The 20,539-nt window shown below is 64.5% G+C and carries 23 protein-coding genes; 10 read left to right on the top strand and 13 right to left on the bottom strand.

Annotation, left to right across the window (positions count from 1 at the left end):
• Positions 1-2: 2 nt before the first annotated feature.
• Together H4I97_RS23360 and H4I97_RS23355 are read left to right on the top strand one after the other, a co-directional pair.
• Complete coding sequence (locus H4I97_RS23360; protein ID WP_182308076.1) at positions 3-680, top strand: HAD family hydrolase; 678 nt, start codon at positions 3-5, stop codon at positions 678-680.
• Between the two features lie 18 nt (positions 681-698).
• Positions 699-2,279: an FGGY-family carbohydrate kinase gene (locus tag H4I97_RS23355; RefSeq protein ID WP_182308075.1), complete on the top strand. Its 1,581-nt coding sequence runs from the start codon at positions 699-701 to the stop codon at positions 2,277-2,279.
• 27 nt (positions 2,280-2,306) lie between these two features.
• Here H4I97_RS23355 and H4I97_RS23350 read toward each other — a convergent pair whose 3' ends face one another.
• On the bottom strand, positions 2,307-2,498 hold the full coding sequence (locus H4I97_RS23350) for a hypothetical protein (RefSeq protein WP_182308074.1): 192 nt from the start codon (positions 2,496-2,498) through the stop codon (positions 2,307-2,309).
• A gap of 230 nt (positions 2,499-2,728) precedes the next feature.
• On the opposite strand from H4I97_RS23350, the gene H4I97_RS23345 reads away from it, so the two are divergent.
• Positions 2,729-3,511 carry an SDR family oxidoreductase gene (locus H4I97_RS23345; protein WP_378143839.1) on the top strand — a complete coding sequence of 261 codons (783 nt, stop codon included), beginning with the start codon at positions 2,729-2,731 and terminating at the stop codon, positions 3,509-3,511.
• Positions 3,512-3,586: 75 nt separating this feature from the next.
• On the opposite strand, the gene H4I97_RS23340 is transcribed toward H4I97_RS23345, so the two are convergent.
• From H4I97_RS23340 to H4I97_RS23325, 4 genes are all read right to left on the bottom strand, one after another.
• Positions 3,587-3,868, bottom strand: a complete 282-nt coding sequence (locus H4I97_RS23340) for a type II toxin-antitoxin system RelE/ParE family toxin (RefSeq protein WP_182308072.1) — start codon at positions 3,866-3,868, stop codon at positions 3,587-3,589.
• Entirely contained in the window at positions 3,865-4,326 is a 462-nt protein-coding gene (locus H4I97_RS23335; RefSeq protein ID WP_182308071.1) for a hypothetical protein, read from the bottom strand. The genes H4I97_RS23340 and H4I97_RS23335 overlap by 4 nt, the downstream gene beginning before the upstream one ends.
• A gap of 172 nt (positions 4,327-4,498) precedes the next feature.
• The gene (locus tag H4I97_RS23330) at positions 4,499-5,836 is read right to left on the bottom strand and encodes an ATP-binding protein (RefSeq protein ID WP_182308070.1); all 1,338 of its coding nucleotides are present in this window, start codon (positions 5,834-5,836) and stop codon (positions 4,499-4,501) included.
• Positions 5,833-6,492 (bottom strand): response regulator transcription factor, encoded by a 660-nt coding sequence (locus H4I97_RS23325; protein WP_182308069.1) that lies wholly within the window; start codon positions 6,490-6,492, stop codon positions 5,833-5,835. Before H4I97_RS23325 ends, H4I97_RS23330 begins: the two co-directional genes overlap by 4 nt.
• Before the next feature lie 150 nt (positions 6,493-6,642).
• Here H4I97_RS23325 and H4I97_RS24890 point away from each other — a divergent pair, with 150 nt between their 5' ends.
• The 4 genes from H4I97_RS24890 (at position 6,643) to H4I97_RS23305 (ending at position 10,863) form a co-directional block, all read left to right on the top strand.
• Positions 6,643-7,083 carry a PepSY domain-containing protein gene (locus tag H4I97_RS24890; protein WP_182308068.1) on the top strand — a complete coding sequence of 147 codons (441 nt, stop codon included), beginning with the start codon at positions 6,643-6,645 and terminating at the stop codon, positions 7,081-7,083.
• Between the two features lie 125 nt (positions 7,084-7,208).
• Positions 7,209-7,679: a DUF2271 domain-containing protein gene (locus tag H4I97_RS23315; RefSeq protein ID WP_182308067.1), complete on the top strand. Its 471-nt coding sequence runs from the start codon at positions 7,209-7,211 to the stop codon at positions 7,677-7,679.
• A gap of 18 nt (positions 7,680-7,697) precedes the next feature.
• Positions 7,698-9,914, top strand: coding sequence for a PepSY domain-containing protein (locus H4I97_RS23310; protein WP_182308066.1), 2,217 nt, complete (start codon positions 7,698-7,700; stop codon positions 9,912-9,914).
• Positions 9,895-10,863, top strand: coding sequence for an FAD:protein FMN transferase (locus H4I97_RS23305; RefSeq protein ID WP_182308065.1), 969 nt, complete (start codon positions 9,895-9,897; stop codon positions 10,861-10,863). The genes H4I97_RS23310 and H4I97_RS23305 overlap by 20 nt, the downstream gene beginning before the upstream one ends.
• 19 nt (positions 10,864-10,882) lie before the next feature.
• Here the strand turns inward: H4I97_RS23305 and H4I97_RS23300 are convergent, their stop codons facing one another.
• Positions 10,883-11,350, bottom strand: a complete 468-nt coding sequence (locus tag H4I97_RS23300) for a YbhB/YbcL family Raf kinase inhibitor-like protein (protein ID WP_182308064.1) — start codon at positions 11,348-11,350, stop codon at positions 10,883-10,885.
• Positions 11,351-11,482: 132 nt separating this feature from the next.
• Complete coding sequence (locus tag H4I97_RS23295; RefSeq protein WP_182308063.1) at positions 11,483-11,767, bottom strand: hypothetical protein; 285 nt, start codon at positions 11,765-11,767, stop codon at positions 11,483-11,485.
• A gap of 170 nt (positions 11,768-11,937) precedes the next feature.
• Between H4I97_RS23295 and H4I97_RS23290 the strand changes: the two genes are divergently transcribed.
• Positions 11,938-12,435 carry a DUF4142 domain-containing protein gene (locus H4I97_RS23290; RefSeq protein WP_182308062.1) on the top strand — a complete coding sequence of 166 codons (498 nt, stop codon included), beginning with the start codon at positions 11,938-11,940 and terminating at the stop codon, positions 12,433-12,435.
• Positions 12,436-12,610: 175 nt separating this feature from the next.
• Here the strand turns inward: H4I97_RS23290 and H4I97_RS23285 are convergent, their stop codons facing one another.
• From H4I97_RS23285 to H4I97_RS23265, 5 genes are read right to left on the bottom strand one after another with little or no spacing between them, the layout of a single operon-like run.
• Complete coding sequence (locus tag H4I97_RS23285; protein ID WP_182308061.1) at positions 12,611-13,570, bottom strand: glycoside hydrolase family 26 protein; 960 nt, start codon at positions 13,568-13,570, stop codon at positions 12,611-12,613.
• A gap of 18 nt (positions 13,571-13,588) precedes the next feature.
• On the bottom strand, positions 13,589-14,095 hold the full coding sequence (locus tag H4I97_RS23280) for a DUF995 domain-containing protein (RefSeq protein ID WP_182308060.1): 507 nt from the start codon (positions 14,093-14,095) through the stop codon (positions 13,589-13,591).
• A gap of 45 nt (positions 14,096-14,140) precedes the next feature.
• Positions 14,141-15,955, bottom strand: coding sequence for a glycosyltransferase (locus tag H4I97_RS23275; RefSeq protein WP_378143833.1), 1,815 nt, complete (start codon positions 15,953-15,955; stop codon positions 14,141-14,143).
• Positions 15,956-16,002: 47 nt separating this feature from the next.
• The gene (gene galE / locus H4I97_RS23270; RefSeq protein ID WP_182308058.1) at positions 16,003-16,986 is read right to left on the bottom strand and encodes a UDP-glucose 4-epimerase GalE; all 984 of its coding nucleotides are present in this window, start codon (positions 16,984-16,986) and stop codon (positions 16,003-16,005) included.
• Position 16,987: 1 nt separating this feature from the next.
• The gene (locus H4I97_RS23265; RefSeq protein ID WP_244658913.1) at positions 16,988-17,980 is read right to left on the bottom strand and encodes a UDP-glucuronic acid decarboxylase family protein; all 993 of its coding nucleotides are present in this window, start codon (positions 17,978-17,980) and stop codon (positions 16,988-16,990) included.
• 409 nt (positions 17,981-18,389) lie between these two features.
• Here H4I97_RS23265 and H4I97_RS23260 point away from each other — a divergent pair, with 409 nt between their 5' ends.
• Complete coding sequence (locus H4I97_RS23260; RefSeq protein WP_182309067.1) at positions 18,390-18,728, top strand: hypothetical protein; 339 nt, start codon at positions 18,390-18,392, stop codon at positions 18,726-18,728.
• A 16-nt stretch (positions 18,729-18,744) separates the two neighbouring features.
• Here the strand turns inward: H4I97_RS23260 and H4I97_RS23255 are convergent, their stop codons facing one another.
• Positions 18,745-19,437: a helix-turn-helix transcriptional regulator gene (locus H4I97_RS23255; protein WP_182308056.1), complete on the bottom strand. Its 693-nt coding sequence runs from the start codon at positions 19,435-19,437 to the stop codon at positions 18,745-18,747.
• A gap of 882 nt (positions 19,438-20,319) precedes the next feature.
• Here H4I97_RS23255 and H4I97_RS23250 point away from each other — a divergent pair.
• On the top strand, positions 20,320-20,472 hold the full coding sequence (locus H4I97_RS23250; protein WP_182308055.1) for a hypothetical protein: 153 nt from the start codon (positions 20,320-20,322) through the stop codon (positions 20,470-20,472).
• Positions 20,473-20,539 lie beyond the last annotated feature (67 nt).

The following is a 20,539-nucleotide window of genomic DNA, read 5'->3' as shown; positions in this document are numbered from 1 at the left end:
CGATGGCCCCGGAAAAGAGGCTCGTCATCTTCGATTGCGACGGCGTTCTCGTCGACAGCGAGCCGATTTCAATCGAGGTGCTCGTCGCCTCCTTCGCACGCGCCGGCGTGTTGATCGACGAGGCCGGCGCCTATCGCCGCTTTCTCGGGCGGAGCCTCTCGACCGTGATCGCCGCCGCCCGCGAGGAGTTCGGGCTCGACATGGACGAGGCCTTCTTGGAACGCCTGCGCCAGGACCTCTTTGCCCGCTTCCGGGCTGATCTTCGCCCGATCCCCGGTATCATCGAGGCACTGGAGGCACTGGAAGCCCACGGCATCGGCTGGTGCGTCGCCTCCTCGAGCCACATGGAGCGCATCCGGCTGTCGCTCACCGTCACCGGGCTGATCGACCGCTTCGACCCGAACATCTTCAGTGCGGCGATGGTCGCCCGCGGCAAGCCTGCTCCCGACCTTTTCCTCCATGCCGCCGAGCGGATGGGCCGCACGTCCTCTGACTGCATCGTCATCGAGGACAGCCCGGCGGGCATTGAGGCGGCCAAGGCGGCCGGCATGACGGTCTTTGCCTTCACCGGCGGATCGCACACGCATTTCGCATCTCACCGCGCCGCTCTCGACGCCCTGGCACCCGACGCGACGTTTGACGCCATGGCCGATTTGATCCACCTTGTCGCAAAAGAATAGGGACGGAAGCGGGCCAGAATGCGCGATCACGTGATTGCGGTCGATGTGGGGACCGCCAGTGCACGGGCCGGCGTCTTCGATGCTGCGGGAAACCTGCTGGCGCGGTGCGAACATCCGATCCTGCTCCGCCGACCGGGCGCCGAGCGCGGCGAACACGATTCCGAGGACATCTGGCAGGCAAGCTGCAAGGCCGTGCGCGAGGCGCTCGCCGCCTCCGGCATAGCGGCCGGACAGGTCGCGGCGCTCGGCTTCGACGCCACCTGCTCGCTGGTGCTGCGCGCGGAAAACGGTTCGAAGATCGCTCTCGCCGAGGAAGACGGCACCACCTTCGACACGATGTCCTGGCTCGATCACAGGGCGTCGGCCGAGGCGGAGGAATGCACCCGGACCGGCCATCCGGTGCTCGCCCATTGCGGCGAGGTCATGTCCCCCGAGATGCAGCTTCCGAAGCTGATGTGGCTGAAACGGCAGAGGCCCGATCTCTGGGCGGCGGCGGGGCTCTTCTTCGACCTCGCGGACTTCCTTACATGGCGTGCAACCGGTTCGACCGGCCGCTCGCTCTGTACTCTCACGGCGAAATGGAACTACCTCGCCCATGAGGGCAACGGCTGGCAGCCGGACTTCCTCTCGGCGATCGGCCTCGATGATCTGATTGTCCGCGGCGGACTGCCGGAATACGGCTTTGCCGTCGGCCGTCCGGTCGGGGTACTGTCACCTTGGGCCGCCACGGAAATGGGCGTCTACCCCGGCATCCCGGTCGCGGCCGGCATGGTGGATGCCTATGCCGGAGCCCTCGGTGTTCTCGGTCCGGTGGCGGCGGATTCCGGCGAGTTTTCGCGACAGGCCGCGCTGATCGCCGGCACGTCGAGCTGCCTTGTCGGCTTTGCGCCGGCGCCGCTGTTCGGGCGGAGCATTTGGGGTCCCTATTTCGAGGCAATCTTCCCGGGCCAGTGGCTGATCGAGGCGGGGCAGTCGGCGACCGGCGGGCTCCTCGGGCACCTGCTGCTCTCCCATGCTCAAGGAGGCGGAGCAACGGCTGCGGCACACCAGCGAGTGATCGGGCGGATCATGGAGATGCGGGCGGAGGAAGGTGCTGCCTTCGGCGAGCGGATCAGCATTCTTCCCGACTTTCACGGCAACCGATCGCCCTTTGCAGACGACCGGCTGACGGGAACGATCGCCGGGCTCACCCTCGATGCGTCTTTCGATGGGCTTTGCAGGATCTACTGGCGTGCCTGTGTCGCGATCGCTCTCGGCCTGCGCCAGGTGCTAGAGAGACTGCGGACGAGCGGCTTCCAGCCGGAACGTCTGCATCTGACCGGCGGGCATGTCAGAAACCCGCTTCTCGTCGAACTCTACGCTGACGTTACCCGCCTCGAGATCGCGGTTACCGAAAGCGAGGACGCCGTCCTCCTCGGGACGGCGATGAATGCCGCGGCGGCCGGAGGTCTGTTCGCGACGCTGCCGGATGCGGGCGCTGCGATGGCCCGTCCCTTCACGGCGCTTCGTCCCAACCCCGCAACCCGCACGCTCTACGATCGGGACTTCGCCCGATTCTGCGCCATGCAACGGCACCGCGCCGAACTCGATGCGCTCTGAGACGTGTCGGGCACGAGGCGCTTCAGCTCACCGGTATTTTGGTGGACGTGCCACGGCGTTCATCGAAAGCTCATGATGGGTTGCGAACTGACCGAGCGCCTTCATCAGCTTGCGCGCCTCTGACTTGTCGATACCGTTGCGCCGGCAATAGTCGGAAACGTCATAGACTGGCTTCTTGCCGGGTTCGCGCACCTGGCGATTGTCAACGTGATGGGTCATCTGCTCCTCCCGCATATGAAGGTTAAACGACACTGGCTCACGAAAGGTCCGAGCTATTTTAGCGTAGCCTGAAATTGCAGGGAGGACAATCTCGGGAAACCACCTGGCACCGGGCCTGAGCCGTCCGCGAGGAACCTTGCGCGGGTATTCCGGGTTCAGTCATCGCCCTCGCCCGGCCACCACACGCCGGCGAAGCGACGCGGAACGGCGGAACCGGCAGGAGGATGGCCATGAACTTCCAGGGAAAGACTGTTCTGGTGACTGGTGCGGGCTCCGGTATCGGCCGGGCGACAGGGGTGCAATTCGCCGCGCTCGGGGCATCCGTCGGCCTCCTCGGCCGGACCAGGGACGAGCTCGAGGACGTGCAGGAGGAAATCGAACGAGGTGGCGGGCGTGCGGCGGTGCTCGTCGCCGACGTTTCGGACGAGGACCAGATGCGCGCGGCGGTGCGGGATCTCGTCGAGCGGTTCGGGCCACCGGACGTGGTCGTTGCCAATGCCGGCATCAACGGCGTCTGGGCTCCGATCGACGAACTGCAACCGCCGGAATTCGACCGCACGATCGCCGTAAACCTCCGAGGAACCTATCTGACCCTGCATTTCTGCGTGCCGCATATGAAGGCGAACGGTGGCGGCGCGATCGTCGTGGTTTCCTCGATCAACGGCACACGCACTTTCAGCTCGCCGGGTGCCTCGGCCTATACCGCCACCAAGGCGGCCCAGGTCGCCATCGTCCAGCAGACGGCGCTCGAGCTTGCGCGCCATCACATCCGGGTGAACGTCGTCTGCCCCGGCGCCATTGCGACCAGCATCGAGGAGAACACCTCGATACGCCATCCGGAAGAGACCGCATTTCCCGTCGAATATCCCGAGGGCAAGGTGCCGCTGAGCGAAGGCCGGCCGGGCACCAGCGGAGACGTCGCTGACGCGATCATCTTCCTGTCGTCGGACAGGGCGCGCCACATCACCGGCACGCCGCTCTGGATCGACGGGGCACAGGGCCTCTTGCTGTGAGCTTGGCCATTGCACAACGTCCGCGTCGCCGGGCACCCTTCTCAGGACTGGCGCGATATCCGAGCGTCCGCTCGGTCATGGCCATTTCTGCGCACCATGGAGAAGGCGAAGCACCTCGACGCGCCTCGCTCTCGCCCGCACGCGGTAGACAAGAATGAAAGACGTGCGGCTTATGACCAGTTCGCGCGTTCCGCGTCGGCGTCCGGCCCGTCCGATCTCCGGATGATCTGCCAGTATGTCGCTCTGCTGTTCAATCTCCCGGAGTTGGCCGAGTGCGGCGCTGGGATTTTGCTCCGCGATGTAGTCTATGGCGTGAGCGAGCCCGGCCTGTGCCTTCGGCAACCAGACGATGTTCACGCGTTATCGCCGTTGATCCGCGCCAGCAGTCTAGCCCGCTGGCGAGCAATGCCCTGTCTGACTTCTTCATGAGACACCCATTCGGTATTCGGGTCGTCGGCTTCACTTATCGCTTCCTCGACCTGCGCACGAAACCACTGGTCGTGACCCGCCGCCTCGTGTGCGCGACGCATTGCTTCGGCCCTATCCGGCCGCAACCTTCCGCCCTCGACCGCATAGTCAGCTGCGTCGACGTCGAAGCGTTCAATTCCTAAATCTTGAAGATAGGAAACGAGGGTCTCCATACGCCGAAAAATACGCACCTGTCGGCTGCGCTGTGCGGCTAGCGCACGCTCCGCCGCGCCGTATTTCACCCTCAGCGACCAGCCGCCTGGTTGCCCGACAACATGCGCGGTGCGGACTGCTCCTGCCGCAACCAATTCGGCCAGCATTCCGTGGTCTATAGTCTCTGCTGCCATGTTTCGAATTCCTGCAATTAACTGTTCTTAGTCTATGCATTTTATTATAATTTGCAAGTCGAGAGAGCAGCGACAGAGGTCCGTGTCGATTGCGCATCGTGATGGCCGCGATAACTGGCCGCAGCTTGGCATATGCGGGCCCGCGCCAGGCGCCTCGGCTCGGTCAAGGAACCTATGCCTGGCCCGCGTCAAGATAGACCCTCGCCTCGAACCCGTCCTCCCGGCCGCTCGCCGGCGAGAGCAGTTCGAGCCGCGCGCCGGCGCCGGCGGAAATCGATTCCGCGATCGCCAGCCCGAGCCCCGTTCCGTCGGTGGAGGTCTCGCCACGCGCGAAACGCCGCGTCAGCGTCTTCAGCACTTCCGGGGCGACCGACGACCCGGCATTGCTGACGGAAAACACCCGTTCCGACGTCAGCGACACCGCGACGCGAGTTCCGGCGGGGGCGTGTTTCAGGCCGTTTTCGATGAGGTTGCGTGCAAGGATCGCGAAGACATCCGCATCCATGCGCGACATCACCGGCTCCTTCGGCAAACTGAGATCGAGCCGGTCGGCGGTCGCCGCCGTCCGCGTGAAATCGTTGGCGACGAGCGAGAGGATGGGCACCAGGTTGTGGGGCTTGGCGGCGATAAGGCCGCCGCCCTCCGCCTTGGCGAGCTGCATCAGCTTCTCCCCGAGGCGCGCGAGCGAGTGCAACGCCCCTTCGATGTCCCGCGCGCGGTCCTGCAACGGGCCGCGCGGCGCCTCGGCCACGAGCCGCTGGGTCTGTGCGAGTGCGGCGGCGATCGGCGTGCGCAATTCGTGTGCGCTGTTTGCGGTAAAGGTCCGCTCCGCCTCGAGCGCCCGCCGCAACCGCTCCATCAGCCGGTTGACGCCGTCCGCGATGGGAGTGATCTCGCGCGGCAGCGAGGCCGTGTCGACGGGGGTTAGATCGCCGCTGCCGCGCCGTTCGATCTGGTCGCCGAAGACATGAACGGGCCGCATGCTGCGCCGGACCAGCCACCATACGCCGACGAAGCTTGCCGGAATCAGGGCGCCGAGCGGCAGGGCGAGCGCCATGGCCGCATCGAGCGTCGCCTTGCGCCGGTCGCCGAGCGGCTCGGCGATGGTGATGGTGACGGTACCGCGCACCGCGGCTTCGGAGTAGAGGCGGTGCGTCTCGGTGGTCGCGAAGCCGGTCTTCTCGAAGGGCGGGAAGATCGCGAGCTCCGCGTCGTGGGAGCGCATCAGGACGTTGCCCTTCTCGTCGCGCACGACGTAGTTCAGGTGTTCGTCGTGCTTGCGGATCGTGAGAATGCGCTGCGGCGGGCGTTCCTCGCCCTGGCTGATGATATCGATCACCGCGAGCGGCAGGATCCGCTGGGCGGTTTCCTGCATTGCGCTGTCGAAAACCTCGTCGAGCTCCGCACGCACGATGAGCGCGGCCGCCGCCGTCGCCGCGATCCACATCACACTCACGCCGATCGCGAGTCCGAGCGAGAGATGCCGTTGAAGGCTCGCCCTCTTCCTCATGACTGACGCAACCGGTAGCCCATGCCGCGCACGGTCTCGATCACGTCATGCCCGAGCTTGCGCCGCAGACGGCTCACATAGACCTCGATCGCATTGCTTTCGATCTCGTCGTCGAAGGAATAGAGACGCTCCTCGAGCTGCGGCTTGGAGAGCAGCATGCCGGGATGCTGGAGGAAGGCCTCGAAGAGCACCCACTCGCGGGCCGTCAGCGGCACGGGCTTGCCGTTGCGGGTCACGCTGCGGGCGGCGAGATCCACTTGCAGCTCACCGATGGTGACGAGCGGATTGGGGTTTCCAGTATAGCGGCGCGCCACCGCCTTCACGCGCGCCGAGAGCTCGCTGAGGTCGAAGGGTTTCACCAGATAGTCGTCGGCGCCGGCATCCAGTCCTTCAATACGGTCCGAAATCTGGTCGAGTGCGGTCAGGATGATGACCGGCGTCACGTCGCCCCCGCCCCGCCGTGCGCGCAGGAAGGGAATGCCCCGGCCGTCCGGCAGCATCAGGTCGAGCAGGATGAGGTCGTAGCCGGTCGTGCGCAGGTAGTCCTCCGCGAGATCGAGGCGCCGCGCCCAGTCGACGACATGTCCGTCCGCGGCAATCTGGTCGCGCACAGCAGCCCCCAACCCACCATCATCCTCCACCAGCAGCACGCGCACGATTCCCGGCCCTTTTCCATCTTGATATTTACATGAACGCGCTATCAGCCAAAGCTGACAACAAGCTGAAAGAAAATCTTTCCGCCTTTCAGGTCGCTGTCAGGATCACCATGCATGGTCCAGCCAGACAATAGTCAGAGGACACCGAGAATGAAATATCAAGCCCTTGCAGCCGCCCTGCTCTATGCCGGTCTCGGCGGCATCGCGCTCGCAGACGACGACTGCGATGTGCCCATGGCCGACTGGCAGCCGCGCAACGTCATCCAGAAGATGGCGGAAGAGCGCGGCTGGACCGTTCGCAAGATCCGCACCGACGACGGTTGCTACCAGATCTTCGCAACTGACGCTTCCGGCCGGCAGATCGAGGTGAAGGTCAATCCCTCGACGCTGGAAATCGTGGAAATGGAAGACGAGAGCTTCCGCGACCACAAACGCGAGCGCCATGACGGCGATCGCGAAGAAGAGGACGACGATCACGATAACCGGCGCGGAACGGCAGCCAGTGACGTCGCTCCGATGCCGATCAAGGCGACGCCCCCGGCGAACGGGCTCTTCAAGAACGGCGCAAGACCGAAGGTCATCATCCAGTAACGAACCCGCTTCCTATGCGACGTCTTCGGCCGGCGGGCCACTTCGGTGGCCCGCGGTACGGGTGCCCCTGCCCGCGGCTATCCGACGCCAATAGCAACTTTACGATCCATCATTGGAGACAGGACATGAACAAGATTGCATCTGCGCTCGCGCTCGCCACCGTCGTCGCGGCTCCCGCCATGGCGGAGGCCCGCCAGGTCACCTTCAAGACCCAACTCGCCAATTACGGCGGCGACGGCGCCTATGTCGTCATCTACGTGACCGACGCCTCCGGGCAATATGCCGGCACGCTGTGGATGGCCGGCGGCAAGTCCAAATACTACCGCCACCTGACCGACTGGCGCCGGCTGAGCGGCGGCAACCGCTCCGAGATCGACGGCATCACCGGCGCGAGCGTCGGCAGCGGCCAGACGCTCGGGATCACGCTCGATCTCGCCGACACGCTGATCGATGCCGGCTACGAGATCCACATCGACACTGCCGTCGAGGACATGCGCGAAAATCCCTCCGACGTGACCGTACCGCTGACCTCAGCCGGAGCCGGCAAGCCCGTCAAGGGCCGCGGCTACGTGAAAGCCTTCACCTACGACATGTAACAGACTGGAAGTCCCGCAATGCTCCGCCACCTCCATTCCCTTCCGGGCCTGATCGTCACCCTCCTCGTCACCGTCATCGCGGCGACAGGCGCGATGCTGGCCGTCCTTCCCGCATGGGAGCAAGCCCGGTCTGCCGGCGCACCGGCCGGGATCAGCGTCGCCGGTCTCGCCGAGGCGGTGGCGGAGAAATATCCGGGCGTCGAGCGCATCGAACGCAAGCCCTCCGGCGCGGTCGTCGTCTATTATTTCAATGGCGATGTCCCGGGCGCCGATGTCGTCGACCCGAAGACCGGCGACAAGATCGGGCCCTACGCGCCGTCGGATTTCGCGCGGACCGTGACCCAGCTGCACCGCAGCTTCTTTGCCGGCAATGCCGGCCGCGTGGCCGCCGGCGTCGGTGCCGCGGCGATGCTCCTCCTGAGCCTCACCGGCATCATGCTTCTTGCAAGCCGCCTCGGCGGCTGGCGCAAGCTCTTTTCCCCGATCCGCGGCGACGGCATCCGGCGCTGGCATGCCGAGCTCGGCCGCCTCGCCCTCCCCGGCCTCGCCGTGTCGGCCCTGACCGGCCTCTATATGTCGCTCGCGACCTTCGGCATGATCCCCGACGGTTCCGACGCGGAACCGGATTTCCCCGACGCCGTCGCCGGCGCGCAAGCCATGGCGATCGGCGACATCGCACCCTTCAAGGCGACCAGCATCGCCGATCTGCGGGAGCTGCGCTTTCCCTATCAGGGAGACCTGAACGACGCCTTCACGCTGACGACGTCCGCCGGCAAGGGCTATGTCGACCAGGCGACCGGCGAACTCCTGAACTACATGCCGAACGGCATGGTGAAGACTGTCTCCGAGACCATTTTCATGCTGCACACGGGTCAGGGCCTGTGGTGGTTCGCCCTGCTCCTCGGCCCCTCGGCGCTCGCCGTTCCCTTCTTCGCCGCGACGGGCGTTCTGATCTGGTGGCGGCGGCGTGCCGCAAGCCCGAAGATCGCCCATAATCACAGCGCACAGTCGGCCGATACGGTGATCCTGGTCGGCAGCGAGGGCAACACCACCTGGGGCTTCGCCAAGACCCTGCACGAGGCGCTCACCGCCGCCGGCCACAAGGTCCACACCGGCGCGATGAACGACCTTGCCAAGACCTACAAACACGCAGAGCGGATGTTCGTTCTCGCCGCCACCTATGGCGATGGTGCAGCACCCGCCTCGGCCCGCCAGTTCCTCGACAAGCTCGAGGCGATCCCGACGGCTCCGGCGTTTCCCGTCGCCGTTCTCGGCTTCGGCGACCGCCAGTTCCCCAGCTTCTGCGGTTTCGCCCGCGCGGTCGAGGAAGCGCTCGTCGCCAAAGGCTGGCGTCAGCTTGCGCCGTTCGCCACGATCGATCGCCAGTCGGCGCAGGAATTCGCCCGCTGGGGCGAGGAGATCGGCCAGCGCGTCGGCACCCCGCTCTCGCTCGTCCATGTCGCCGCCCGCCCGAAGACGGCGCGCCTGATGCTCGTCGACCGTATCGACTACGGCACCGAAGTGCAGGCACCGACATCCGTTCTCCGCTTTGCCGCAGCCGAGGGAAAGAGAAAAGGGCTTCTCGCCCGCCTCCTCCGCCCGTCTCTGCCGCGCTTCCATGCCGGCGACCTGGTCGGCATCCTCCCGCCCGGAAGCGATCTGCCGCGCTTCTATTCGCTCGCGAGTTCGGCGCGGGACGGCGTCTTGGAGATCTGCGTGCGCAAGCAGCCCGGCGGCCTCTGCTCCGGCTACCTGCATGGCCTGAGGCCCGGCGATGCCATCGAAGCCTTCGTCAAGCCGAACCCCGCCTTCCGCCCGCGCCGCGGCAAGGAGCCGCTGATCCTGATCGGCGCCGGCACCGGCATCGGTCCGCTGACCGGCTTCATCCGCAACAACAGCGGCCGGCGTCCAATCCACCTCTACTTCGGCGGACGCAACCCGAATTCCGACTTCCTCTACCGCGAGGATCTGCGGGCCTGGCTCACCGACCGCCGTCTCTCCGGTGTCCGGACCGCCTTCTCCCGCAGCGAGGAGCGCGCCTATGTCCAGCACAAGCTCGCGGCAGATGCCGACGTGCTGCGCCACATGATCTCCCGCGGTGCGCAGGTCATGGTCTGTGGCGGTCGCGACATGGCCCAGGGTGTCGTCGTGGCGCTGGAAAAGGTACTCCACCCCCTCGGACTCGATGTCGGGACCCTCAAGGAGCAAGGCCTCTATGTCGAAGATGTCTACTGACACGGTCGCGGCGAACGCACCGCGCCGCCATGTCCTGAACGGCACGACCATGGGAACGCGGTATTCGGCGATCTTCTACGGTCCGGACCGCATTGACCCGGCCTTGCCCGCATCGCTGTTTTCGGCGGTCGATGCCGTCGACCGGCAAATGTCGAACTGGAAGTCGGACTCCGACCTCTCGCGCCTCAACCGCGCAGCGGTCGGCGAATGGGTCGAGGTGCCGTCCGAGATGTTCGAGGTCCTGAAGATGGCGCTGCATATCGGCAAGCTCTCCGGCGGCGCCTTCGACATCGGCGTCGGCGACGCCGTCAACGCCTGGGGCTTCGGCCCCGACGGACGGCAGGCAACCGATGCGGTCTCGGCACCAGCCTCCGGCCAGCGGCCGGACGTCGGCGAGGTACTGGAGCTCGATGCCGCTGGCTCGCGTGTGCGCAAGCTCGTGCCGGCCACGCTCGATCTCTGCGGTATCGCCAAGGGCTTCTGCGTCGACGAGATGGCGCGCTGCCTCGATCGCTTCGGTATCACCTCCTATCTCGTCGGCATCGACGGCGAGATGCGGGCGCGCGGCGAAAAGCCGGGGCGCGAATCCTGGTCGGTCGCCGTCGAACGGCCCGACCGGCAAAACCGCGATATCCTCGGCGTGATGACGCTGGAAAATGGCGCGATAGCGACCTCAGGCGACTACCGTCACTTCGCCGAGGTGAACGGCGAGACGGTCTCGCACACCATCGATCCGTCGAAGGGCCGGCCGGTGACGAGCCCCGTTGCCTCCGTCACCGTGCTCGCCCGCACCTGCATGGAAGCCGATGCGCTGGCGACTGCGCTGATGGTGCTCGGCGAGAAGAAGGGCGTCGCATTCGCCCTTTCCCGTCAGCTCGACGCACTCTTCGTGCTGCGCAAGGACGGCAAACTCTCCGAGATCGGCCTCGGCCGTTTCGGCGGCGCCTGACGAAAGAAGACCACCGGCCTCAGCCGGCCGTCTCATAGGTGCCCATCAGGCTCGCCTCGGCGAGCGCGTGCTTCTTGGCCTCCCGCCAGAGATCGCCGACCTTCACGGTGCTCAACGGCGAGAGCGTCGGGATGTCGAGCGCTGCCAGCCGGAAGAAATAGCGATGGACACCGTGGCCTGCCGGCGGCTGCGGCCCGTCATAGCGGGCATGGCCGAAGTCGTTGGCGACGAAGCGCGGCCTGCCGCCGGGTGCGGTGTCGGCGCTCTCCTGCAGGGAAACCCAGTCAGCCGGAATGTTGAACATGCCAAGATGATGGAAGGTGCCGCTCGGGGCATCCGGGTCTTCGATGATCAGTACAAAGCCGCGCGTTCCTTCCGGCACCCCGCTCCATTTCAGCGGCGGCATGATGTTTTCGCCGCGGCGGGCATGTTTGTCGGGGATTCTCTCGCCGTCGGCAAAGGCAGGACTGATCAGGGTGAGAGGCATACGGACACTCCTTTCCACTGGTTGCGCGGCACGGCGGTCCGCTCGGGGCGGACGAGCGACCGTCGGTACCCATCCGGCCGAACAACGAGCGTCCGGCCATGTTCCCGCTATTGGAAGCCGGTCCTGGGCTCTTCAGCCACCGCGACCGATCTGGCGGGCGAGGTCGTGAAAGCTCGGCACCTCCCCGCGCGCGGTGCATTTGCTTGCGAGAAGTAGAAAATGGATCGGAAACGCGATCGCCTTGCGGCGAGATTCGGTATCCCCGTCGACATGGCTTCCGGCGACGGCGGTGCGTTCCGCCTTGGTCAGTGCTTCGTGCAGCTCATCGCGTTCGACCAGCCCCTTTTCGACCAAGAGGTCGCAAAGCGCCGACAAGGCGAGATAAAGGCCTTCGAGTTGTGGATTGGCGGTGTTCATCCTGTTTCCCCTTCGGTCCTGGCGACGGGCGGCGACCGGTCCCGTCAATCCTGAAAGACAGACGACAAATGCGGCTCCGGTTCTTCCGGTTCCGCCGCAGCCGGTGCCTTCTGCGGCCGCGGAACAATGGCCCGCAGCGTCTGTTCGGTCCGCGGAAGGAGAACTATATCATGAAAACACCAACTCTGATCTTCGCATTGCTTCTGTGCGGCAACGCCGCGCTGGCCCAGGACAACACCGTCGAGCAGTCGACCGAGACCTTCGTATCCAAGGCGGCCACGGCCAACCTCTTCGAGGTCGAGGCCGGCAAGCTTGCGCTCCAACGCGGCAAGGATCCGAAGGCACAGGAATTCGCCCAGCAGATGGTCACCGACCACCAGGCGGCGGGTTCGAAACTGCAGGAGGTCGCGACCGCCGACGGCGTCACGCTTCCACAGGAGCTCGACGACGAACACAAAAAGAAGCTCGACGCATTGAAAACGGCATCGGACGCCGACTTCGACCAGGCCTATCTCTCGACCCAACTGACCGGTCACCAGCAGACGGTAGCGCTCTTCGACGACTATGCGCAGCACGGTCCGAAGGGAGAGGTCCGCGATACCGCGGAAGCACTGCTGCCGACGTTGCGCATGCATCTGTCACACATCGAGGAGCTCACGGACAAGTAGCCGACGAAGACGGGCAGCGACCGGAGGTCGGCCTGCGCTCGGGCGACGGGGCATTCACCCGAAACGTAAGGCCGCCTCCAGTCGCCGGACGGAAGCCGGGGCCGAAGGTGGGGAAGGCCACCGGCTTCCGCTGGACCTCGTCTGCTTGGCAAGACGAGGCCAGTTCGCGACACGCCTAGTTGACGGTCGGCTCGCGCACGACACGCCAGTTCGGACGTCCGAGTTCGTACGGCCAGGGATGAACTTCCTTGTCGTTGAAGTAGACGACCGCCTCGAGCTTCGGGAACTCCGGACGCTTGACCGTCACATCCTGCATCCAAGAGCGCAGATAGCTGTCTCCGCCCTCATAGCCGAGCTCGGCGACCCAGACCGGCTTTCCATAGCCCTGGACGAGGTCGTAACCCTGCTGCAAGCGCTGCGTGAAGGACTGCGGGGCGCCGTATTCGCGTTCGTCATATCCCTCCAGCCCGAAGACGGAGAGCCCTACGTAGTCGGCATAGTCGTCACCCGGATAGTAGCTTTTCAGGTTGGGCAAGCCCTTCGGCGACCACATGAGTTTCGCCTGCGGCGCTTCCTTGCGGACGATGTCCATCATCCGGTGATAGGCGGTGAGATAGGACTGCGGGTCCCACCCGGCCCAGGAGAAGCGACCGGAGGTATCTTCCATTTCCTGTCCCCAGCGGACAATTACCGGACTCTTCATCTCTCCGATGATCGCGGCGATGGTGCGCATGTTGGTGTCATACTCGCCGTTGAGGATCTTGGTACGCAGCTGGCCAGAGGTCAGTCGCCAGTTGACGTCCCAGGACCACGGTTCGATGGTGATCAGCAGCGTGCGACCTCTCGCCAGCGCATAGCCGTCAGCCGCCCTCAGCGATTCGAGATCGACGTCTTCCCAGGGCAGGAAGAGGCCTTCGATGCCGAGATCCTTCTGTTCGGCGAAGTCGCCGTGGGGATCGTAGGCGCCGAAGGTCAGCCCATTGGGATGAACGATCGGCCGCTTGTCCATGATGGACTGCACGGCATTTCCTACCATCCCGCCGGCGTTCTGGGCCTGGCTTATCGGAACGGATGCGCCGACCAGCAGCAGCACCATGGCGGTTGCTGCGAGTGCTTTCTGTTTCAGCGTTTTCATCGTTTTGTCCTTTCTAACTCATTTCGTCGCGACGAGAGTCTTCTTCAGCCGGGCGGCCTTGGCCCCGACCATATCTGCCTCGACCAGCTTGTTGATTTCGTCGCTCGCCCGCAGCTTGGCGTGGCGGAAGACGTACCAGTGGCCGAACGGGTGGCGGCGCTGGTAGATGGTGTTGCCGACCTTGGCGTGGCCGAAGCAGGTGGCAGCGCGCCCGGCGCCGTCGGCAGCCGTCCACTTGGCGAAGATGCAGAGCTTGCCGTTGTCGTCGACGGCCCAGCGGCCTTCGCCGAAGGACGGCTTGTTCTTTTCGTTCGTCCACGCGACGAAGCCGTGACGCTTGCCGTTGAAGCGGCCGCCGCCGGTGTTCCAGACCCAGGTCTTGTCTCCGTAGATCTGGGTAAGTTCGCGTGCGGTCACCGGCTCGACCTTCATCTTCGGCGCGCGCTCGCCCGCCGACACGGCGAAAGGCGAGACGAGGCCGAGCAACAGACACGCGACCGTTGCGGTTTTGATGAATTCTTTCATTGCACCCTCCTTTGAACACGACACACGGAGCGGCATTGCCCGGTGCTACACATCGGATTTCTCGGCGCCGGCAGCGCGCACGGGTTCGAAGCCGTGCCAGCGGATGCGCAAGCGCGTTACGGTTGACTTGCCGCCGAAGCCGGCCCCGGCGACGGTGAAACGGGTTTCCGTGAAGCTGACGACGTCCTGCCCGCTGGCAAGCGCCTCGATCGAGCCGACGCCGTGCCGGCCGAGCTCCGCACCGCCGACAAAGACGGCGAACACGGTGCTCGCGAGTGTCACGGCAAGCCCGCGGGAAACGGGGATGGCTGCAAGCCCGTTCTCGATTGCGTGGCGCACCACGACCATCAGTCCAAGCAGCGCGTAGAGCGCGACGTTGATCCCGACGAAGAGATAGAAGCCCGCGGCGGAATTCTGCTGTGGCGCAAGTGCGATCGCCGCTGCCGACGCTACCGTCAGCATGGCATACGGCGTAATGACACGGACCGGCAGCAGGGCGCGCTCCTGCTTTCCCTTCGGCGTGATGCGGAAATCGACGAAGCTCCTGGCGACCGCGTCGCGCACGGCGGCGATGACGCCCGCCAGCGACCACGGCCAGCGCAGAAGGATGAAGGCGATCCCCTCCCAGCCGAACAGTTTGGCGTCGTGCGGGCGGTAGGTCTCGGTCCGCCTCCAGAAGAAGGCGAGCACGATCAGCACCAGCGACAGCGGCGCGAAATGCAGCAGGAAGTCCGGGTAGCTGACGTTGACGAAGACGCGGCCATCGACGAGCGCGACGAGCGGCAGCAGGAACATCAGCGCCATCATGCCGGAGAAGAGCGGATACCAGAGCTGCGAGAACAGGAACTGGAATTTGAGCCGCAGCGGCAGGCTCCGGACGAGCGGCCTGGAGTATTGCAGCAGGATGGTGACAAGGCTTCGCGACCACTGGAATTCCTGGACGGCAAGGTCGGCAAAGGTCGCCGGCCCGTCGCCATGTGCGATCGCGTCGAGCGCATGCACGCCGCGCCAGCCAGAGGCATTCATCATCAGAGTGGTCGAATGGTCTTCGGCGAGTTCCGGGCCTAGGCCGCCGATCTCCTTCAGCGCGGCCGTGCGCACCGCATAGTGGGAGCCGATGCAGAGCGGCGCCCAGCCGTTGTTGTAACCGGCCTGCAGCGAGCCGTGCAGGCTGGCCTCGGCATAGAGGCGCCCGCGTGCCGCCCAGCTTTGCGCGGCATTGGCGTCGCAGATGCTCGGCGCCGAGACATAGCCGACCCGCGGATCGATGAAGGGGCGGATCACCTCCCGCAGGTAGGTGAGGTCGGGAACGTGGTCGGCATCGAACTGGGCGACGAAATCGTAGCCGTCATATCCGTACTGATCGTAGAAATAGGCGAGATTGCCCTCCTTGCAGCGCGTACGGCGCGGCCACTCGCTGCGGTGGTAAGCTTCGACGCCCTTGCGGGTCGAGATGCGGATTCCGTGTTCCGCGCACCAGCGTCGGGTTTCGTCGTCGGGATCCTCGTCGGCAAGCCAGACGTCGAAGGAAAGGCCCTCCTGTGCCAGCATGGCAAGCAGGGTCTTCTGGACGACGTCGAAGGGCTCGGAGGGCGCCTTGGTGGCGACCATCGCCACCCGCCCTTGCGGCAACGGCGCCGTCCGGCTCACCCGTCTGGCGCCGAGAAAGATGAAGATGAAATAGGCCGGCAGCAGCGTCACCCAGGCGACGACCAGAGTCACGACGAGCCAGGAGCCCCATCCGATTACATGGGCGGGATCGAGCCACCATGTCCAGAAGAAGCCGAGCGCGGCGAGCCAGGCGAGAATGCCCATCCAGTAGCCGAAGCGGCGTCGGCCGGAGAAGATCGGCTCCAGCATCGCGGACCCCCCAGGCGGCACCATCCCGGCTCTCGTCAGGCCCTCGATCATATCCGCGCCTCCAGGCCGAAACTCGGACAGGCGGTCCGTATGATCGTGTCGATATCGGAGAGCTGCGGCCGGAAGCCGAGGCGTTCGCTCGCACGGCCGGTCCCGGCAAAAAGGACCGGCGGATCGCCCGGACGGCGCGGTCCGTACTCGACCGGCACGTTGCGTCCGGTGATGCGGCCGATCGCCTCGATGATCTCGCCGACCGAGGTGCCCCGGCCGGAACCGAGGTTGAGGCGCAGCGTCTCTCCCCCGAAGAGCAGGTGATCCACCGCCGCGACATGGGCCTCGGCGAGATCGCTCACATGGATGAAGTCGCGCACGCAGGTGCCGTCGGCGGTCGGGTAGTCGCGGCCGAAGACCTCGAAATGCGGGAGACGTCCGACGGCCGCGAGCAGAGCCCGCGGGATGATGTGGGTTTCGGGCTCGTGGCGCTCGCAGAGCTCGCCGTCCGGGTCGGCGCCGGCGGCATTGAAGTAGCGGAGCGCGACGAAGCGGAGGCCGTGCGCGGCGGCGAAGTCCTCGAGCATCATCTCGAAGATGAGCTTCGTGCGACCGTAGGGATTGATCGGAACCTGCGGGCTTTCCTCGTCGATCGGGAGGCGCGCGGGCACGCCGTAGGTTGCGCAGCTGCTCGAGAAGACGATGTTCGTCAGGCCCATATCGAGTGCGGTCTCGAGCAGGGTGAGACCGCCTCCGACATTGTTTGCGTAGTATTTGCGCGGGTTCTCGACGGACTCGCCGACATAGGCATTGGCCGCGCAATGGACGATGCAGGCCGGGGCGAATTCCTCGATCGCCCGGCGCAGCGTTATGGCGTCGGCGACGTCGCCGAGCACCAGGGGGCCCCATCTGACCGCATCGGCATGACCGGTGGAGAGATTGTCGTAGACCACGGGCTGGTAGGCGGCCCTGAAGAGCGCCTTGCTGATATGGCTGCCGATGAAGCCAGCCCCTCCGGTGACGAGAACGGTGCGCGACATGTCAGACGGCCTCCATCGCCTTTCGGGCGTCCGCTTCGGTGCGCGAGAGCAGCGCGTCGAAGTAGCGGATCGTCTTGGCGAGCCCGGCCGTCAGCGGCACGCGCGGTGCCCAGCCGAGTTCTTCCGCCGCGCGGCTGATGTCGGGGCGCCGCTGCTTCGGATCATCGACGACGGCCGGCAGGTGAACGATCCGCGACCGCGATCCGGTGAGTTCACGCACCAGCTCCGCCAGATGGATGACCGGGATTTCCGCCGGATTGCCGAGATTGATCGGGCCGGTCGAGCGGCCGTCGGCGCGGGCGAACCGCATGAAGGCCTCGACGAGATCGTCGACATAGCAGAGCGAGCGTGTCTGCTGTCCGTCGCCGTAGACGGTCATGTCCTTGTTCTGCAGCGCCTGGACGATGAAGTTCGAGACCACCCGGCCGTCATCGAGACGCATGCGCGGGCCGTAGGTGTTGAAGATGCGGCCGACGCGGATGTCGACGCCGTATTTGCGGTGATAGTCGAAGAAGAGTGTCTCGGCGCAACGTTTGCCTTCGTCATAGCAGCCGCGCGGGCCGATCGGGTTGACGTTGCCGAGATAGCTCTCCCGCTGCGGATGCTGGAGTGGATCGCCATAGACCTCGGAAGTCGACGACTGCACGACGGTCGCGCCGGTGCGGCGTGCGAGATCTAGGGCATTGACCGCGCCGATGACGCTGGTGAGCAGCGTCCCGACCGGATCGCGCTGGTAGTCCGGCGGCGAAGCCGGCGAGGCGAAATTGAAGATCAGCGAGACGTCGAAATCATAAGGATTGCGCACGTCCTGCTCGACCATGCGGAAACGGCTGTCGCCGGTCAGGTGCGCAACGTTCTCGCGGCGGCCGGTCAGGAAGTTGTCGGCACAAATCACGGTGTCGCCGGCAGCGAGCAGGCGCTCGCAGAGATGAGACCCCAGGAAACCGGCCCCACCATTGACCAGGACGACCCGCGGAACGGCTCCGGAGGCCATGTCGAGCGCCGGAGAAATACTCGGAAACAATTTGCGCATTGCACATACTCCCACCGTCTGCGCTCTCGATGAGAGAGCAGCTTCAAAACAACATCTTTGGAAAGGAAAGGGATTGGCGGAACTCTGCAAGGTGAGCATCTGTCGCTCACGCAAAACTCTTCTGGCCACCTCTCGTTTCGTAGCAATTACGCGCTGCTTTTAATAAATCGTCAATCTTTTTTAAGAATAAAGTACGAATTGATTAGGGGTATTACTTAGGGGTTATACTTTGTCACTAACCCATCTAATCCCGACCACCCCCTGGCGACGTGGGGGGTTATCCACAGCCATTCCTAATATAGCCATATTTGGTAACCTTTGGATGGCATAGTTAGTTCGAAAGGGACATCATCAGCGTCGGAGGAATGAGGTGACGACGAATTTCTGGACCAGCCTGAAGCGCCGCAGCCGCGGCACAGGGCTCATTGCAACGGTGCTCGCGAGCGTGACCTTGCCGACATCCTGCGCCTTTGTGGCGGAAGATGAGGCCCCGCGCGCACCCCTGGCGCAGCGCGGAGTAACCCCCGGAGTAACGCCGGTGGTGAAGGCAAGCTATGGCTATGCTGAAACCGTTCCCATCGGGCGGACGGCCGAAATGCCGAGAAAACCTGCTCCGGCCAAGGCCCGGATGACCAGCTATCTCGGTTCCGCTCCCTATATCTGTTCGGCGAGCGGTTTCGGGCAGAAGTCTCGTTGCTTTACGCGATAGGAAGCTGATTTTCCGACTAGTTTTGTCGGGATGCGGCACCGGAACGGGCGGTTCCGAAGAAGTATGATGCGGCTTCCGTGCGGTTGCGGACCTTCATCTTCTTGTAGATGTTGCGAATGTGGACTTTCACGGTGTTTTCGGAGAGCCCGAGGCGATCGGCGATGATCTTGTTTTGCCTGCCGTCGCAGATGAGATCGAGGATCTGCACCTCCCGGGTGGTGAGAGCCGAGGTGTCGCCTGCCGCAGTCGCCTGATGGATAGGCTGGGCGCTGGCGACCAGCGGACCGTCGAAGGACACGCCGGCAGACTGGGGCTCGCTGCTCAGCAGATGCAGCAGCGCCGAAGGGAAATGTTCTCCCCCCTTCACCAGCAGGTCGACAGCCGCGACGAACACATCCAGCCGCAGATTGGCCGGCAAAATCCCCGAGATCTCGTGGGATTCTGCGAGCGTCGCGAGCTGGCACTCCAGCCGGCTGATCGATTCCACCACGATCCCGACCGATGTGTCCGCATTCCTGATCTTCAGGCGCTGCAGGACCGCCCTGATGTCGTCGACCGGAAGCCGATAGAGAAGGATCAGCGTCGCACAATTCTCGACATCCTTCGTGACCGGTTCGTCCCGCTCATGAATAACGACATCATAGGTCGGAAATTTCTTCGAAAGAACTTCCGCCAGACATTCGGACAGAAGGTCCTTCTTGGCTATCATGAGTATCGTCCGAGGACGAAGATCACTCTTTGGGATATGCGCGGAGTGAACTGCGCGCGTCTCCATTATCTGCATTTTCTTGCTCCCGCTTTACACAGAACTCGGAACTCGCGGGCTGTAGGGAAGGCGGACCGGCCCCTCAGCGCTCTTATATTAGAAATGAACAATAATATGAATCCTTCCTAAAGGAAACGACTATAATGGGTTATATATTCGTTGGAGCTAATCCCCTTGGGTGAGCCGAATACTGCATTCGAGGCCCCGTCTGATCTCGGCAGAGACAGCACAGCAACGAAATCCCCCAAAAGCGCAGGGGCGAATTATACCTCTTTCGACGGAAATTCGCCTGAAATAACCTAAAATGGGCTATCTTTCGCTCGACCGTGGGAAAGCAGAACGGTGGGGCTGCATCGGCCTTCCCCAGTAGTGCGCCCTGAATTTTTAGGGGATTATTGCTCAAACGGTCCGCCGAGGCAACGTTGCCGATTGTCTTGGGCGCTCCGGAAAAGCCGCGTTTACTGCCTCAGATCGGAACAAGAACCTCACCGGAGTCACGGCTGAGTTTCGGCCGGACCGGCCGCAATTGGAAATGAGCGAAATATTACCGGTTATACTTTGAAAGAACTCCGGCAAGACCGTCCGGTCCATGAACGCGACACGGCATCCCGCAACGGCCCCTCGGGTGCCGCGCAGCGCGGCCTCGGGCGCTGCCGGTTCGCCCAACCTCGGCATGGGTCGGCACGTCCGTCCCGCAATCTGGGCCGGACACGATCACATCCGCGTGAAGGAACAAGCCACCGCCGGGATTGTTTGAGGATCGCCGGGTCCGAGGCCGTGCAAGAGTACCGCCGTCCCGCCATCGAGGTGACTGCAGGAGGAATGATGACTTCAGGGACGAAACGCACGCGCACGGTCATCGGCCTTGCCATCGCCGCCCTCGCAGTGCTGGTTCTGGCCTGGCTTTTCGTCGGCGAGGAAAGTAACACGACCAGGAGCGACCAGGGTAGCTATCCTCCACACGCGATCGAGCAGTAGTTCCGTTCCGGTCCGCGGCACACCACTCCGCACTCCGCCGGTCTTCCGCCGCCAACGGGCAGCGGCG

It is taken from the genome of Ciceribacter thiooxidans, assembly GCF_014126615.1.
In the GTDB taxonomy this organism is placed as follows: Bacteria; Pseudomonadota; Alphaproteobacteria; order Rhizobiales; family Rhizobiaceae; genus Allorhizobium; species Allorhizobium thiooxidans.
Note: the sequence above shows the minus strand (reverse complement) of the source record. Positions and strands in the feature narration are given on the sequence as shown.